13 protein-coding genes and 1 pseudogene are annotated in these 14,763 nt (G+C 72.9%); 7 read left to right on the forward strand and 7 right to left on the reverse strand.

What is annotated here, in order from left to right; genetic code table 11:
* Nucleotides 1-1,245, reverse strand: a pseudogene (locus IRX98_RS06500) (hypothetical protein); the annotation flags it as partial.
* A gap of 4 nt (nucleotides 1,246-1,249) precedes the next feature.
* Nucleotides 1,250-1,657, reverse strand: a complete 408-nt coding sequence (locus IRX98_RS06505; RefSeq protein ID WP_224274935.1) for a hypothetical protein — start codon at nucleotides 1,655-1,657, stop codon at nucleotides 1,250-1,252.
* Nucleotides 1,658-1,751: 94 nt separating this feature from the next.
* Here IRX98_RS06505 and IRX98_RS06510 point away from each other — a divergent pair, with 94 nt between their 5' ends.
* A complete protein-coding gene (locus IRX98_RS06510; RefSeq protein WP_224274937.1) occupies nucleotides 1,752-2,372 on the forward strand; it encodes a hypothetical protein in 621 nt (206 codons plus the stop codon).
* Nucleotides 2,373-2,379: 7 nt separating this feature from the next.
* Here IRX98_RS06510 and IRX98_RS06515 read toward each other — a convergent pair whose 3' ends face one another.
* Both IRX98_RS06515 and IRX98_RS06520 read right to left on the reverse strand, forming a co-directional pair.
* A complete protein-coding gene (locus IRX98_RS06515; protein ID WP_224274939.1) occupies nucleotides 2,380-3,579 on the reverse strand; it encodes a TolB-like translocation protein in 1,200 nt (399 codons plus the stop codon).
* Nucleotides 3,576-4,115: a SigE family RNA polymerase sigma factor gene (locus IRX98_RS06520; RefSeq protein WP_224274942.1), complete on the reverse strand. Its 540-nt coding sequence runs from the start codon at nucleotides 4,113-4,115 to the stop codon at nucleotides 3,576-3,578. The genes IRX98_RS06515 and IRX98_RS06520 overlap by 4 nt, the downstream gene beginning before the upstream one ends.
* Nucleotides 4,116-4,259: 144 nt before the next feature.
* On the opposite strand from IRX98_RS06520, the gene IRX98_RS06525 reads away from it, so the two are divergent.
* Nucleotides 4,260-5,378 carry an S-(hydroxymethyl)mycothiol dehydrogenase gene (locus IRX98_RS06525; RefSeq protein ID WP_224274945.1) on the forward strand — a complete coding sequence of 373 codons (1,119 nt, stop codon included), beginning with the start codon at nucleotides 4,260-4,262 and terminating at the stop codon, nucleotides 5,376-5,378.
* On the forward strand, nucleotides 5,375-5,995 hold the full coding sequence (locus IRX98_RS06530; protein WP_224274947.1) for an MBL fold metallo-hydrolase: 621 nt from the start codon (nucleotides 5,375-5,377) through the stop codon (nucleotides 5,993-5,995). Before IRX98_RS06525 ends, IRX98_RS06530 begins: the two co-directional genes overlap by 4 nt.
* A 12-nt stretch (nucleotides 5,996-6,007) precedes the next feature.
* On the opposite strand, the gene IRX98_RS06535 is transcribed toward IRX98_RS06530, so the two are convergent.
* Entirely contained in the window at nucleotides 6,008-6,655 is a 648-nt protein-coding gene (locus IRX98_RS06535; RefSeq protein WP_224274950.1) for a helix-turn-helix domain-containing protein, read from the reverse strand.
* A 245-nt stretch (nucleotides 6,656-6,900) separates the two neighbouring features.
* Between IRX98_RS06535 and IRX98_RS06540 the strand changes: the two genes are divergently transcribed.
* A complete protein-coding gene (locus tag IRX98_RS06540; RefSeq protein WP_224274953.1) occupies nucleotides 6,901-8,733 on the forward strand; it encodes a glycoside hydrolase family 3 protein in 1,833 nt (610 codons plus the stop codon).
* A gap of 6 nt (nucleotides 8,734-8,739) precedes the next feature.
* Here the strand turns inward: IRX98_RS06540 and IRX98_RS06545 are convergent, their stop codons facing one another.
* The gene (locus IRX98_RS06545) at nucleotides 8,740-9,915 is read right to left on the reverse strand and encodes a class I SAM-dependent methyltransferase (RefSeq protein WP_224274956.1); all 1,176 of its coding nucleotides are present in this window, start codon (nucleotides 9,913-9,915) and stop codon (nucleotides 8,740-8,742) included.
* A 220-nt stretch (nucleotides 9,916-10,135) separates the two neighbouring features.
* On the opposite strand from IRX98_RS06545, the gene groES reads away from it, so the two are divergent.
* The 3 genes from groES to IRX98_RS06560 all read left to right on the forward strand — a co-directional run bounded on the left by groES (nucleotide 10,136) and on the right by IRX98_RS06560 (nucleotide 13,222).
* Nucleotides 10,136-10,429 carry a co-chaperone GroES gene (groES, locus tag IRX98_RS06550; protein ID WP_056605525.1) on the forward strand — a complete coding sequence of 98 codons (294 nt, stop codon included), beginning with the start codon at nucleotides 10,136-10,138 and terminating at the stop codon, nucleotides 10,427-10,429.
* Nucleotides 10,430-10,572: 143 nt separating this feature from the next.
* On the forward strand, nucleotides 10,573-12,198 hold the full coding sequence (groL, locus tag IRX98_RS06555; protein ID WP_224274958.1) for a chaperonin GroEL: 1,626 nt from the start codon (nucleotides 10,573-10,575) through the stop codon (nucleotides 12,196-12,198).
* Between the two features lie 145 nt (nucleotides 12,199-12,343).
* Complete coding sequence (locus IRX98_RS06560) at nucleotides 12,344-13,222, forward strand: GNAT family N-acetyltransferase (protein WP_224274960.1); 879 nt, start codon at nucleotides 12,344-12,346, stop codon at nucleotides 13,220-13,222.
* A 7-nt stretch (nucleotides 13,223-13,229) separates the two neighbouring features.
* On the opposite strand, the gene IRX98_RS06565 is transcribed toward IRX98_RS06560, so the two are convergent.
* Nucleotides 13,230-14,762, reverse strand: coding sequence for a hypothetical protein (locus IRX98_RS06565; RefSeq protein ID WP_224274963.1), 1,533 nt, complete (start codon nucleotides 14,760-14,762; stop codon nucleotides 13,230-13,232).
* Nucleotide 14,763: the final 1 nt, after the last annotated feature.

The raw sequence follows: 14,763 nt of genomic DNA on the forward strand, positions 1-14,763 counted from the left end.
GGCGGACGAGCCGGTCGCGCCGGTGGCGGCGCCACGACCGCCGGCCGCGCCGCGACCCGCCGTCGAGCCAGCGGCTGCCGCACGCGAGGTGGGGCTGCCGGCGGCACCGGCGCTGCGGGCAGCGGTGGTGGGAGACCCGGCGGTGGCGGCACGGGACAGCGCGCCGGGGGCACCGGCACGGCCCGTCGAGCCGATCGGGCGGACCGCGCTGCCGCCGGTGCCCGTGGAGAGCGCGCCGGGGCGCACGCCGCCGGTCATCGCGCTCGCGCCGCCGGCCGCTCCGGCCGCACCGAGCGCGGCCGCCGAGGCGCCGGCGGAGCCGCCGGACGTGGTCGGCGTCGAGATGCCCGAGCCGGGGGACTGGTAGGCGATGCCGCTCTGCGAGGTGCCGCCCACCGACGTCGACGGGACCTCGGTCGGCACGTGCGTCGGCAGCGTCGTGGGCACCGTCGTCGGCGTGGTGATCGGGGTGGTGATGGGGGTGGTGATGGGCGTGGTGTTCGGCGGCTGGGTGATGAGGGTGGGGTTGTTCTCGTTGCCCACCTGGACCAGCCCGGTCCGGACGAACCCGTCACCGCCGCCACCGCCGCTGCCGCCCGCGCCGCCACCGGTGACCGGCGGCGCCTGGGTGCCGGGGAGGTAGGGGCCGCCCGGGGCCGAGGGGGCGCTCGGCGGGGGCTCGGTCGGGTCCTGCTGGCCGTGGATCTCCTTCATCGGCGGGATGGCGGCGAGGAAGGCGGCGTCCATCTGCTTGGTGAGGGCCAGGGACCGGGCCTCCTGCTTCTCGTACGCCGTCTGCCAGGAGCTGCGCTCCTGCTGTCGCGCGGCCGAGGCGGCCGCCTGCGCGGCGATCTCCTCGTCCGTGGGCTCGATGCCGGTGGTGCTGGCAGGCGCTTGGTAGGGCGACGGCTTCGGGCCGAGGTCGACCATGGTGTCGCGCAGGTCCTTGGTGTCGGAGATCTGCTGGCCGACCTGGCGCAGCGCCTCGCCGGCCGCGCGGAGCTGGTCGGCCTTGGTCGACAACGAGACCGACGACTCCTCCATGCTCTTGCGCAGGGCCGGTCCGGTGAGGGTCTGCTCGCCGATGCGGAGCTCTGCCTGCGCGGCGGCCTGCTGGAGTCCCTCCGCCAGCGTCTGGAGGTCGTCGGCCTTCTTCTTCCAGTCCCGGCCGGCGCTGCGGACCCAGCCGTCAGCGGCGGAGTCGAGGTACTGATCGAGGACGATGCGGTTGGGTCCCTTGGTCACGGTCTCAGTCCCCCTCGGTCGGCAGCGTGCACTGGTCGGTGGCGAAGTCGGGCGCCGCCACGCAGTCCGTGGCGGACTGGATCAGCGCCATCGTCGCGGTGGTCTGCTCGGTGGTCGTCTCCATGTCCTGACGGAAGGCCTCGACGGAGCTGCCCATCCCGCGCAGGCCGGCGGCGACCTTGTCCAGCTCGTCCTTGACCGCCTGGTGGGCCATCTCGGCGTTGGTGCCGAGGCGGTAGCCCCCGGTGTAGGACTCGCCGAACGACGCACTCTGCACCGGCAGGATCGGGTCGGACTCGACCCCCTCGGCGGCCTTGTCGAAGGACGACATCAGCGAGGCGATGGTCTCGGGGTCGATGTTCAACCCGACCATCGTCTGGTTGAGCAGTTCCCTGTCTTCGAGCGGCAGCATGGTCTGTCCTTTCCCCCGTGTCACACAGCCAAAACCCACTTTAGATGGTCGATCTGCCGCCGACCGCATCGATGCCCACGGCTACTCTGGTCCCATGACTTCTCGGGGGACTCGTCAGCGCTCGATCGCGGCCGCCACGGCGCTCGCCACCCTTCTCCTCACCGCCGGGTGCGGCGGCTCGTCGGCGGACGACGCCCCCGACCCGGCGGCGAGCGCCTCGGAAAGCCCCGCAGAGGAGTCGTCGGCCCCTGTCACCGTGCCGAGCACCGCGGCCGTCGAGCCCGCGAGCGGCGGTCGGGTCAAGGTCCCGGGCGCCAGCATGCGGGCACTGGACACCTACAAGCAGCTCAACGACTACGGCATCGTGCAGGGGTGGAACGACGGCCAGAGCGCGATGACGTTCTCGCCCAGCCTCACGCGGGCGAGGTCGCTCGACGCCTTCGCCCGTGAGTGGATCCGTGAGCACGGCGGTCCGAAGGTCAAGGTCCGCCAGGACGACGCGGTGGCCGGCGGGAAGTACACCGCCTGGCACGTCGTCGACACCACCTCGGACCCCTCGCAGGTCGAGCACGACTTCGGGATCATGTTCCTCGACTCCGCGTGGCTCATCGACATCACGTTCTACCTCCCGGGCGTGCCGGACACGCTGACGGAGGAGGAGCAGCAGCAGGTGATCGACAGCCTGCTCGCGACCTTCAAGACCGACCTGGACTGACCCCGGGCTACCAGGGCTGGGCCACCGTCAGCCCCGAGGCACCGGCGCTGTCGATGTCGATGCGCCGGACCGTGCCGTCGAGGCCGAGCCGCATCATGTCGTACTCCTCTCCGCGGAACAGCCGGACGATGAGCGCGTCGTCACCTTCCCAGGCCACCTGCGACCAGAACCCGCCGACGGTGCGGCGCGGCAGGACGGCCTCGAAGGTGACGATCTCCTCCCCGGTGCTCCCGTCCAGCACCGACACGGTGGGCGACCCGTAGCCATCGGCCTCGGGGTCGGTGCCGACGACGTACGCCCCGCTGGGGCTGAACGCGCCGATGCTGTGCTCGCAGGTCTCCCACACGGGGGTGCCCGCACCGTTCACGGCGCCTGAGCAGGCGCCGTCCGCGGTGAGCCTCGACAGGCCGGCGACCAGTCCGGTCGCGGCCGAGGCCGACTCGGCCTGCAGGAGGGCGGTCACCTCGACCGGTCGGCCACCGCGCACGACGTACGTCTTCGTCTCGACGCTGTCGTCGAACGTCCGCACCACGACCTCGTCCCCGGCGACGAAGCCCACCGGCTCGACCCGGTGCTCCTGTGGAGCTGGCGGGAACGTCGTACGGACCGGCTCGGTGCTGCCGGACGGGTCGGCGACGACGACCTCCCACTCGGAGCCCGTGTACGTCGACCAGGCGACCCGGGTGCCGTCCGGGCTCGCGACCAGGCCGCCTGTCGGGCTCGCGCCGTCCTCGGCGGGGCCGTCGGCGTCCAGGAACCGGAGGGTGCCCGTCCCCTCGTCCATCTGGATGCCGACCCAGCCGTCGAGGTAGGGGGTGAGCACCGAGAACGGTCCGGGCAGGTCGGTCGTGCCGACCGGCGTGATGAGGCTGGGGGCGTCGACGTCGAGAAGCGGGACGGGCGTCTCCGCGAGCGTCTCGGCACTGCTGGGGTCCACCAGCACGGTGCCCGAGGCGATGGTCGGCGCAGGAGGCTGGGTCACCGGCGGCACCTCGGTGCGCTGCGCGGGACCGGTGGTGGCGAGACCGAACGGGACGGCGATCGCGAGCACCGCGGCGACGGCCGCACCGGCGGCTACGGCTCGCCGACGCTGGATGCGGCGGGCGCGACCGCGTACGTCGGCGACGGTGAGGGGAGCGTGCTGGAGGGGGTCCACCCGGCGGTGCAGGGCGTCGTGGACCTGGTCCTCGAGGGGAGTGTGGTTCATCGGACGTCATCTCCGGACTGGTGGGGGTTCAGTGACTGCGGGGCGCGGGCGCGCAGGCCCGCGAGGGCACGGCTGGCCTGGGACTTGACCGTCCCGACGGAGATGCCGATCACGTCGGCGATCTCGGCCTCGCTGAGCTGCTCGTAGTAGCGCAGGACCACCACCGAGCGCTGGCGGGGCGGGAGGGTCTGGACGAACGACCACAGCACCCCGCCCATCCCGTCGTCGTAGGCGTCGACGACGCCGCTGTCGGGCAGCGTGTCCGAGGAGTGCTCGCGCCGCCTCCAGGCGCGGCGCCACAGGGAGCTGTGCTCGTTGACCATGATCCGCCGGACGTAGCCGTCGAGGGCCTCGCGGTCGCGGACCTTGTCCCACGACAGGTAGAGCTTGGCGAAGGCGTTCTGCAGCAGGTCCTCGGCGCCGGCGTGGTCGCCCGCGAGCAGGTACGCCGTGCGGTACAGCGCGACCTGGCGTGCGGCCATGTACGCCGAGAAGTCGGCGTCCTTGTCGCTGTGTCGGTCGTGCGTGGTGCCCATCGCCTCGAGTGTCGTGCCCACGTGCCACCCCCGTTCGTCTCTGTGTGGCGTGTCGTGGTGAGGACGCGACCGCGCAGGCAGGGGTTGCATCTGTTTGGGTCGCGTTGACAGGCTCCTCGCATCCCCGACGTACAGGAGTCATCGATGCAGCAGGTCAAGGCCGTGGTCGCACTCGCCCAGGGCGAGCCGGTCCAGCTCACCACCATCAACGTCCCGGACCCGGGCCCGGGGGAGGCGGTCGTGAAGGTGCAGGCCTGCGGCGTGTGCCACACCGACCTGCACTACCGCGAGGGCGGCATCAACGACGAGTTCCCCTTCCTGCTCGGCCACGAGGCTGCAGGGGTCGTGGAGGCCGTCGGCCCGGACGTGACGTCGGTGGCGCCCGGCGACTTCGTCGTCCTCAACTGGCGAGCGGTGTGCGGCGACTGCCGGGCCTGCAACCGCGGTGAGCCGCAGTACTGCTTCGCCACCCACAACGCCACCCAGAAGATGACGCTCGCCGAGGGCGACCTCGCCGGCACGGAGCTCTCGCCCGCGCTGGGCATCGGCGCCTTCGCCGAGAAGACCCTCGTCGCTGCCGGTCAGTGCACCAAGGTCGACCCCTCGGCGCGTGCCGCCGCCGTCGGCCTGCTCGGGTGCGGCGTGATGGCCGGGCTCGGGGCCGCCATCAACACGGGCAACGTCGGGCGCGGCTCGACCGTAGCCGTCATCGGCTGCGGAGGCGTGGGCGCTGCAGCGATCGCAGGTGCGGCCCTGGCCGGCGCCTCGAAGATCATCGCCGTCGACATCGACGACCGGAAGCTCGAGACCGCGAAGAAGCTCGGTGCCACCCACACGGTCAACTCCAAGGAGACCGACGCGGTCGAGGCGATCCGGGCGCTGACCCCGCCGGCCGACAGCACCGGCCACGAGGGCGGCGCGGACGTGGTGATCGACGCCGTGGGACGTCCCGAGACCTGGAAGCAGGCGTTCTACGCCCGCGACCTGGCCGGCACCGTCGTCCTGGTCGGCGTGCCGACCCCGGACATGTCGATCCCCGAGATCCCGCTCATCGACGTCTTCGGTCGCGGTGGCTCGCTGAAGTCGTCGTGGTACGGCGACTGCCTGCCCTCGCGCGACTTCCCGATGCTCGTCGACCTCTACCAGCAGGGCCGGCTCGATCTCGACGCCTTCGTGACCGAGGAGATCGGCATCGGCGACGTCGAGGCTGCCTTCGAGAAGATGCACGGCGGCGACGTCCTGCGCTCGGTCGTGGTCCTGTGAGCGCGCGGGTCGACCACGCCGTCGTCTCCGGCACGTTCTCCCTCGACGGGGAGACCCACGAGGTCGACAACAACGTGTGGGTCATCGGCGACGACGAGCAGTGCCTCGTCGTCGACGCCCCCCACGACGTCGACGCGATCCTCGCGCTCGTCGCCGGGCGCGCAGTCAAGGCGATCGTCTGCACGCACGCCCACGACGACCACGTACGCGTGGCGCCCGAGCTGCGGCGGCGTACCGGTGCGCCGATCCTGCTCCACCCCGACGACCGTCCGCTGTGGGAGCTGACCCACGGAGGGGACGAGGAGGGCGCCGAGCTCTGGGACGTCGACCTGTCCGACGGCATGACGCTCACCATCGGCGGCGCTGCCGTGACGGTCATCCACACGCCCGGCCACGCGCCCGGCGCGGTGTGCCTCTACGTCCACGACCTGGGCTGCGTCTTCACCGGCGACACCCTGTTCGAGGGTGGGCCCGGCGCGACGGGTCGGTCCTACAGCGATGCGGACGTCATCAAGGACTCGATCCGGCGGCGGCTCCTCGACCTGCCCGACGAGACGGTGGTGCACACCGGCCACGGTCCCGACACCACGATCGGCGCCGAGCGGGAGAACGTCTGAGGCGCCGCGCCCTCAGGCGGTGAGCCACGCCGGCGGCGGACGCAACCAGGGTGATGCCTGGAGGATCTGCCGTCGGCGCTGCTCCCGCACCTCGTCGAGGTGCTCGGCCTCGGCGACGAGCTGGATGCCCGACGGGTGGTCGTCAGGGGTGCCGCTGAGCAGTCGGTGGATCGCACGGAGCGACCGCGAGGTCCGGTAGCGGATCGCCGGGTTGCGTCGCTTGCGAGAGATCCGCCGCCAGAGCAGGACGTCGGCGGTGCACTCGGTGCCGCGCGGCATCCACCAGCCGATCACCCGGAGGTCGACGTGGGCGGGGTAGCGACGGTTGCCCCGGTCCCGCGCCCCGTCGTCGCGCATCGGCTCCACCACCTCGTCCGACTCCGCGTCGTGGAAGCGCACCCGCAGGCCCGCCATCTCGAGCAGGCGCTGGACGACCGAGGCGCGCGGACTGGTGCGGCCGGTCTCCCATCGTGCGACGACCGACTGTGACACGCCCAGGGCGGCCGCCAGCCCTCGCTGAGACACGTCCAGGATGCGCCTGATCCTGCGCACGAGCCCTGGGACCTCCCCGTCGAAGGGGCCCATGACGTACCAAGCCACCTCGTCCGCGGTCCACCCGTCCATCTGCGCCCAGTCCTTCTCCGTCTCCACTGCGTCCACTGCTTCCCCCTCGTCGGTCCGTGTCGTCCTCCCATTGCATCCGCGGCCACCGACACCGAGCGGGGGTTCTCCACAGGGGCCTGCGACGTCCGTGTGGTCGGTGCCCTCGTCTCTCCCCTTGCGCTTGAGTCGCTGGGAGACTCAAGGGCAAGGGGCCCGAGGGAGTCAGCCCGCGCAGGCGCCGGACCCTCGGTCGATCCCGGACCGGCAGGGGCGTGGAGGTGACGTCGTGCCACCATGGCGGGATGCTGTCGAAGGTCGCGCTGACGAGTCCGCGGAGCGCCCGCCGGCGCTCGGCGGCATCGGCGCTGACGGCGGTCGCGCTCGTCGCTTCCCTGGCGGCCTGCACCGGTGGCGACGATCCGTCGGACGCGCAGCCGGACGCCGGGCAGGCGGCTGCCAGCGGTACGCCGAGCCCGGCCCCGCCGACGCCACCCAGCCCCTCGGAGGAGCTCGGGCTGACCGAGGGATGGGGGCCGGACCGGGCCGAGCTGGACCGGGCCGCGCGCCTCGTCGAGCGGCTGAGCCTGCCCCAGCTGGCCGGCCAGCTGATCGTGGCCGGGTGGCGCGGCACGACCGCGCCCGTGGCGATGGTCCGCGACCTCCACCTCGGGGGCGTGATCGCGTTCGACTCCAACGTGGTCTCGGCTGCGCAGGTCAAGGGGGTCAACGCCGCGCTGAGCCGACGGGCGGGCCGGAAGTGGCCGCTCTTCCTCGGTGTCGACCAGGAGGGCGGGGTGGTCGAGCGGTTGCGCGGCGCCGCGACGCGGTTCCCCACCTTCATGAGCGCCGGTGCCGCAGGCGACGCCGCGCTCACCCGCACCGCGTACGCCGCGAGCGGGGCCGAGCTGCGCGGCCTCGGATTCACCGTGGACTTCGCGCCGGACGCCGACGTCACGTCCGGGCCGGGCGACCCCACGATCGGTTCACGCTCACCGTCGTCCCGACCCCGAGCGGTCTCGGAGCACGTGGTCGCAGCGGCCGAGGGCTTCACGTCGTCGGGCGTGCTGCCGGTGATCAAGCACTTCCCGGGCCACGGCTCGGTGCCCGCGGACAGCCACCTGACGCTCCCCGTGCAGACGAAGACGCGCGCCGGGCTCGAGGAGTCGGACCTGGTGCCGTTCCGCGCCGCGGTCGAGGCGGGACTCCCGGCCGTGATGGTCGGGCACCTCGACGTGCGGGCCGTGGACCCGCGCGTGCCGTCCTCGCTCTCGCGCAAGGTCGTCACCGAGGTGCTGCGCACCGAGCTCGGCTTCGCGGGGCTGGTGGTGACCGACTCGCTCGCGATGGCTGCGGTGACGCGCGGCCGCGATGCGGGACGCACTGCCGTCCAGGCACTCCGTGCGGGCTCCGACGTGCTGCTCATGCCGCCCTCGCCCGCCGCCGCACGCGCAGCGGTCGTCCGTGCGGTGCGCGCCGGCGAGCTGACGCGGCGCCGGCTGGAGCAGTCCGCGGCGCGCCAGGTGGCACTCCTGACCCACCTGGCCGGCCAGAAGGGAAAGCCCGTCGGTTCGGCGCGCGCCGCCTCGCGCCGACTGTCGGCCGCTGCTGTCACGGTCACCGACGGCGCGTGCTCGGGCCGCCTGGTCGAGGACACCATCCACCCCTACGGGGATCCCGGCGCGGTCGCGACCTTCGCCCCGGCTGCCCGTGCTGCGGGGCTCACCGTCCTGGCCCGCCGCTCGTCCCCCGCGGCCCTGACCGAGGCGAGGCCGCGGCCCGAGCGTCGGAAGAAGGAGCGCAAGAAGGCCTACCGCCAGCGGTTGGCGGCGTGGCAGAAGGCGGAGACGCGCCGGGAACGCCGCCTCGCGGCGTGGACCGCACGCGAGGACGCCCGCCTGTCGGTCGGCACCGGGATCGGGTTCACCGGCTTCCGGGACGCGCCGGTCGACGGCGAGGTGGCTGTCGCCACCGACAGCCCGTGGGTGCTGGGGCGGGTCAGCGCGCCCACCCGCATCGCGACGTACGGCGACACCCCCGCAGCGATGGCGGTCCTCGTCGAGGTGCTGCTCGGACAGGCTCCCGCGCCGGGACGACTGCCCGTCACGGTCGCCGGCGTCTCGCGCCCCGGCTGCTGAGACGGCTCAGAACGGCTCGACCAGCAACGCCGTGCCCTGCCCGGCCACGCGCGTCATGACCAGCGTCGCCTCCGCGTCCCCCCTGAGGGCAAGCCGCTTGCGCAGCTCCTCGGGGACGACCTGCACGCCGCGCTTCTTGATCGTGAGGCGACCGATGCCGCGCTCGTGCAGCGCCGCGCGCAGCTGCTTCTCGCGGTAGGGAAGGTGCTCGACGAGGCGGTAGCCCCGCGCGAACGGCGTACGGAACGGGGCGTCGCCGGTGACGTAGGCGATGTGCGGGTCGATGAGCCCGCCGCCGACACCGGCCGCCACGGCGGTGACGAGGCCGGCGCGGATCACGGCGCCGTCGGGCTCGTAGAGGTAGTCGCCGACCGGGCGGACCTCGGCGCCGGGGTCGTCCTCCTGCGTCAGGGTCGCCAGACCGCCCTCGCCGATCACGGTCGCGCGCCGGTCGGTCGTGGACAGGTCCGGGGACCACAGCACGGCCTCCTTCACCTCGCCGCCGTCGCTGACCCACTCCGCCTCGACGCCCTGGGGGACGAGGTCGTGGCCGATCCCGGGGGCCACCTTGACCAGCGCGCGCCGTCGCAGCAGGTCGAGGACCCACGGCCACGGGGGAGTCCAGCCGTCGACGTCGAAGACCCGTCCGCGCCCGCTCCGGCGGGCGGGATCGGCGAAGGCGGCGCCGAACCCGCTCGGGTCGACGGTCGTGGCGTCGCCCACCTGGACCGCGCCGGCAAGCCCGAGGGCCGCCAGGTTGGCCCGCGCCATCGCGACCCGGACGGGGTCCTGGTCGATCCCGGCCGCCACGAGCCCGGCGCGGGAGAAGGCCAGGAGGTCGCCTCCGATTCCGCAGCCGAGGTCGATGACGCTGCCTTCGGGGATCGCGGCCGCGAGCCGGGCGGCACGGTGGTCGGCGACGCGGGAGCGGGTGGCCTGCTCGAGCGCGTCGGGGGTGAAGAACATCAGGGGAGCGGCGTCACCGAACTTCGCGACCGCGCGCTCGCGCAGCCGCGCCTGGGTGGTGGCCGCCGCTGCCTTCTCCGCGTCGGGCTCGAGGCGGCGTACGACGCTCGCGACCCGCACCGGGTCGCCCGGGTGGTCGGCCCAGGCCTGGGCGGCGTGGACCAGCAGGCGACCACCCTCGGGGGTCTGCAGCCAGTCCAGCGTCTCGATCTCCACCCGGCCATCCTGTCAGCGGCACCACCGGCTAGCACTCGATTGGGGAGAGTGCTAGCGTCTGTGCTGGCACTCTCACCCCGAGAATGCCAATGCCCGAGACCCGGCGCGATCCCCGCGACGGCGTGCCGACCAGGTCCCGGGCCCACGTCCTGGGAGCCCCGGACGAATGAGTCCGGGCTCCTGAAGAATCTCGCGCAGAGAAAGTGGAGGTTGATCCGAAGTGTCGGTCAACATCAAGCCCCTCGAGGACCGCATCGTCGTCCAGACGCTCGAAGCCGAGCAGACCACGGCCTCCGGCCTGGTCATCCCGGACACGGCCAAGGAGAAGCCCCAGGAGGGCGAGGTCGTGGCGATCGGTCCCGGTCGCATCGACGACAACGGCAACCGCGTCCCGCTCGACGTCGCGGTCGGCGACAAGGTCATCTACAGCAAGTACGGCGGCACCGAGGTCAAGTACGCCGGCCAGGAGTACCTCATCCTCTCCGCCCGCGACATCCTCGCCGTCGTCTCCTGACGCACCTGGCATCCCGGCTGGCGGCGTTGCCGCCGCTCGACGACCCGCTTCGCTCGAAGGTCGCCTTCGCGGCGGCGCCTTGCCAGCCGGGCGCCAGGCACGTCAGGCCCGTACGACACACACATTTGCCTAGGAGCACATAGATGCCCAAGATCCTGGAGTTCGACGAGAACGCCCGCCGCGCCCTCGAGCGCGGCGTCGACGCCCTCGCCAACGCCGTCAAGGTGACGCTCGGCCCCAAGGGCCGCTACGTCGTCCTCGACAAGAAGTGGGGCGCGCCGACCATCACCAACGACGGTGTCACCGTCGCCCGTGAGATCGAGCTCGACGACCCCTTCGAGAACCTCGGTGCCCAGCTCACCAAGGAGGTGGCCACCAAGACCAACGACATCGCTGGTGACGGCACCACCACCGCCACCGTCCTGGCCCAGGCCATGGTCCACGAGGGCCTCCGTGCCGTCGCGGCCGGCGCCAACCCGATGGGTCTCAAGCGGGGCATGGACGCCGCGGCCGAGGCCGTCGGCGACGCCCTGCGCGAGGCCGCCCGCGAGGTCGAGTCCCGTGAGGACATGGCGTCCGTCGCCACGATCTCGAGCCGTGACAGCCACATCGGCGACCTGCTCGCCGAGGCCTTCGACAAGGTCGGCAAGGACGGCGTGATCACGGTCGAGGAGTCCAACACCATGGGCACCGAGCTCGAGTTCACCGAGGGCATGCAGTTCGACAAGGGCTACATCTCGGCCTACTTCGTCTCCGACCCGGAGTCGATGGAAGCCGTCCTCGACGACCCCTACATCCTCCTGCACCAGGGCAAGATCTCCTCGATCCAGGAGCTGCTCCCGGTCCTCGAGAAGGTCATCGGCACCGGCAAGCCGCTCTTCATCCTCGCCGAGGACGTCGACGGCGAGGCGCTCTCGACCCTGGTGGTCAACAAGATCCGCGGAACGTTCAACGTCGCCGCGGTCAAGGCCCCCGCCTTCGGTGACCGCCGCAAGGCGATGATGCAGGACATCGCGACCCTGACCGGCGGCCAGGTCGTCGCCCCCGAGGTCGGCCTCAAGCTCGACCAGGTGGGCCTCGAGGTCCTCGGCCAGGCGCGCCGTGTCGTCATCACCAAGGACAACACCACCATCGTCGACGGTGCGGGCGACCGCACGGCCGTCGAGGGTCGCGTCAACCAGATCAAGGCCGAGATCGAGAACACCGACTCCGACTGGGACCGCGAGAAGCTCCAGGAGCGCCTCGCCAAGCTCGCCGGCGGTGTCTGCGTGATCAAGGTCGGCGCCGCCACCGAGGTGGAGTTGAAGGAGAAGAAGCACCGCATCGAGGACGCCGTCTCCGCGACGCGCGCCGCGATCGAGGAGGGCATCGTCCCCGGCGGTGGCTCCGCGCTCATCCACGCGGTCTCCGTCCTGGACGGCGACCTGGGCCTGACCGGTGACGAGGCCTACGGCGTGCGCGTGGTCCGCAAGGCGTGCGACGAGCCGCTGCGCTGGATCGCCGAGAACGGCGGCGTCAACGGCTACGTCGTGACCGCCAAGGTCCGCGAGCTCGGCGTCGGCAACGGCTACAACGCCGCCGAGGACACCTACGGCGACCTGGTCGCCCAGGGTGTGCTCGACCCGGTCAAGGTCACCCGCTCGGCGCTCGTCAACGCGACCTCCATCGCGGCGATGCTGCTCACCACCGAGACGCTGATCGTCGAGAAGCCCGAGGACGAGGAGCCGGCTGCTGCCGGCGGCGGCCACGGTCACGGCCACGGCCACTGATCGACCCGTTCCACCCAGCAGGCCCGCACCGGACTCCGGTGCGGGCCTGCTGCCTTCTCGCGCAGAGGTCGTCGCGCCGCAGATGTGATCGGGCCGAAACGCCTGGGTCGACCTCCCGAAACACCGGCCCGGCAGGCTGGGCGCCATGTTGTGGAGAGTGCGTACGACCCTGGCGGACCGTCCCGGGGCCCTGGCCGAGCTGACGACGGCGTGCGGCGCTGCCGGGGTGAACATCCTGGCGCTGCAGGTCTTCCCCGGCGTCGACCGCGTGACCGACGAGCTGGTGCTGCGCACGCCCGAGGAGTGGGAGCTCGCCGATCTCGCCGACCTGGTCGAGCGTTCGGGCGGCAGCCGGGTCAGCGTGCTGCCGTGCACCGAGGCGACGCTGGGCGACCAGCCCACCCGCTACGTCCTCGCGGCGCGCAGCATCCTGGCCCAGCCGGCGTCCTTCCCGGACGTGGTCGCCCACCTCTTCGATGCCGAGGCCGACCCGGCCGGCTCGCCGCTCGAGCCGCTGCTGGACGCGATGGACCTCGAGATCGGCGACGTGTCGGTGCAGCTGCGTCGCACCGTGCCGTTCACGGCGGCCGAGCACGCCCGCGGCGCGGCGCTGGCCGAGCTGGTGACCGACGTGCTGGCGGCGGCGCAGCCCCGGTCCGCCCCCGTGCCCGGCGACGGCGACGACGGAGCGCCGACCCTGGAGACGGGCAACGCAGCCGTGTCGGCGTACGTCGGTGGCGCCGTGGTCGGCTCGGCCTCGTGGACCGTGGACGACGAGCGTGCGTGGCACCTCGACCTGGTGGTCGACCCCGCCTGGCGGCGCCGCGGCATCGGCTCGCGCCTGCTCATCGAGTCGGTGCGGGCCGCCCGCGCCGGCGGTGCCGAGGAGCTCGTCGTGCGCACGAGCGCCGACAACCAGGCCGTGCTCCCGCTGGTGCTCGGCTCGGGCCTGCGCGGGCGGATCCGGATGGGGGCCGACGACCTGACGGTCCGGATCCCCGTACGCCGCCTCGTCGGGGTCTGAGCGCGCCTCACCGCCCCCAGATGGTGCGCCAGGGCGTGCTGCAGTCGACGTCGAGCCGGACCGGGTCGACGGTGTTGAGGTGGTAGACGCGGTAGCGGTCGCAGGCGGTGCGCACGAACTCGTACTTGCGGATGAGTGACCGCTCGATGGGCCGGGTGCCGAGCTCGCTCCAGGTGTTGATGAAGGTCGCCTCGACGAACCAGGTCGGCGGGTCGCTCCCGGTGAGCACGGCCTCGAGGTCGGTGAGGCCCGGGTCGAGGGTGCGCATGGGCAGCGACCACAGGTGGGGGTAGGGCGAGCGCGCGCCGGTGGCCCACTGGATGTCGGCCCGCCCGCCGTAGACCAGCACCCGGTCGCCGGGCCGCTCGGCCGCGGCGATGGCCTGGCCGGTCCGCACCTCGACGGGGACGCGGCCCGCCACCCAGCCGACGGTCCAGCCGACCAGGGCGACGACGCTCGAGGCGACCACGAGGCCCACGGTCGCCACCGTCACCCGGTGGGGCGCGAGCCCGAGGTGGTCGTGGGCGACGAGGAGGGCGAGCGCCAGCGCGAGCGCCGGGATCGGCACGAAGAGGTACGGCGTCCAGAAGCTGCCGCTCAGCGCCACGGCGAGCAGGTCGACGGCGAGCATCGTCGTGGTCGCGACGACCGGCACCGCGTCGTGGCGCAGCATCGAGGGGAGGCGCCACAGGTAGGCGGCCAGCACGAGCACCATCCCGGAGCCGACGAACACCAGGAGCAGCACCGAGATCCGCCCGGTCGCGCCCTCGGCGTTCTGGGTCGCGATCACCCGGCTGGCATCGGAGCGGAACGAGACCGTGGCGTACCACAGCACCTCCAGCCGTACGCCGGCCACGACCGCCCAGCCCACGACGACGGCCACCGGCACGACCGCGCCGGCCACGGCGCCCGCAGCGCACCGCAGCGCGGCACGCGGCGGCAGCTGGCGGGCCAGGGCGGAGGCGAGGAGCAGCACCCCTCCGAAGACGAGCCCGCCGACGATGCTCTGCTTCAGCCCGACGGCCGTCATCGCCAGCAGGCCCGCCCAGAAGGCGTCGCCGACCGAGACGCGGCGCACGGCGCGCAGCGAGAGCCAGCACGACGCCAGCACCAGCGGGATGCCGAACAGCTCGCCCTTGGCGGCGACCGGGTCGATCTGGGCGTTGGCCACCATCGCGGCGGTCGCCACCGCGACCCAGCCGCAGAGTCGTCGCACCGAGGAGTGGCCGAGCACGCCCGCGCGGATCGCCACCTCGCGCGTCGCGGCGGCGGCCGCCAGGACCAGCAGCGCGCACCCGACGGCGCCGACCAGCCGGTGGGCGTACGCCCCTCCGGCGGCGTCGGTGGCCTGCATCAGCCAGATGATCGGCGGGGGCCGGTCGACCCAGTAGGGCCCGTAGAGCGAGTCGGGTCCGGGGTCCCAGCTGCGCGCGACCATGAGGAAGCCGGCCTCGTCCGGTCGCAACGGCCACAGCAGCGAGGGGAACCGGGCGAGGAGGGCGGCTGCGGCAGCCAGCCAGACCACGCGGGAGAAGCCCATG

This window comes from Nocardioides lacusdianchii, assembly GCF_020102855.1.
In the GTDB taxonomy this organism is placed as follows: Bacteria; Actinomycetota; Actinomycetes; order Propionibacteriales; family Nocardioidaceae; genus Nocardioides; species Nocardioides lacusdianchii.

Coding starts and splice junctions, on each gene's coding strand:
- IRX98_RS06560 (WP_224274960.1), top strand. CDS start 12,344: ATGTTGTGGAGAGTGCGTACGACCCTGGCGGACCGTCCCGGGGCCCTG.
- IRX98_RS06540 (WP_224274953.1), top strand. CDS start 6,901: ATGCTGTCGAAGGTCGCGCTGACGAGTCCGCGGAGCGCCCGCCGGCGC.
- IRX98_RS06565 (WP_224274963.1), bottom strand. CDS start 14,762: ATGGGCTTCTCCCGCGTGGTCTGGCTGGCTGCCGCAGCCGCCCTCCTC.
- IRX98_RS06510 (WP_224274937.1), top strand. CDS start 1,752: ATGACTTCTCGGGGGACTCGTCAGCGCTCGATCGCGGCCGCCACGGCG.
- IRX98_RS06505 (WP_224274935.1), bottom strand. CDS start 1,657: ATGCTGCCGCTCGAAGACAGGGAACTGCTCAACCAGACGATGGTCGGG.
- IRX98_RS06525 (WP_224274945.1), top strand. CDS start 4,260: ATGCAGCAGGTCAAGGCCGTGGTCGCACTCGCCCAGGGCGAGCCGGTC.
- IRX98_RS06515 (WP_224274939.1), bottom strand. CDS start 3,579: ATGAACCACACTCCCCTCGAGGACCAGGTCCACGACGCCCTGCACCGC.
- groL (WP_224274958.1), top strand. CDS start 10,573: ATGCCCAAGATCCTGGAGTTCGACGAGAACGCCCGCCGCGCCCTCGAG.
- IRX98_RS06520 (WP_224274942.1), bottom strand. CDS start 4,115: ATGGGCACCACGCACGACCGACACAGCGACAAGGACGCCGACTTCTCG.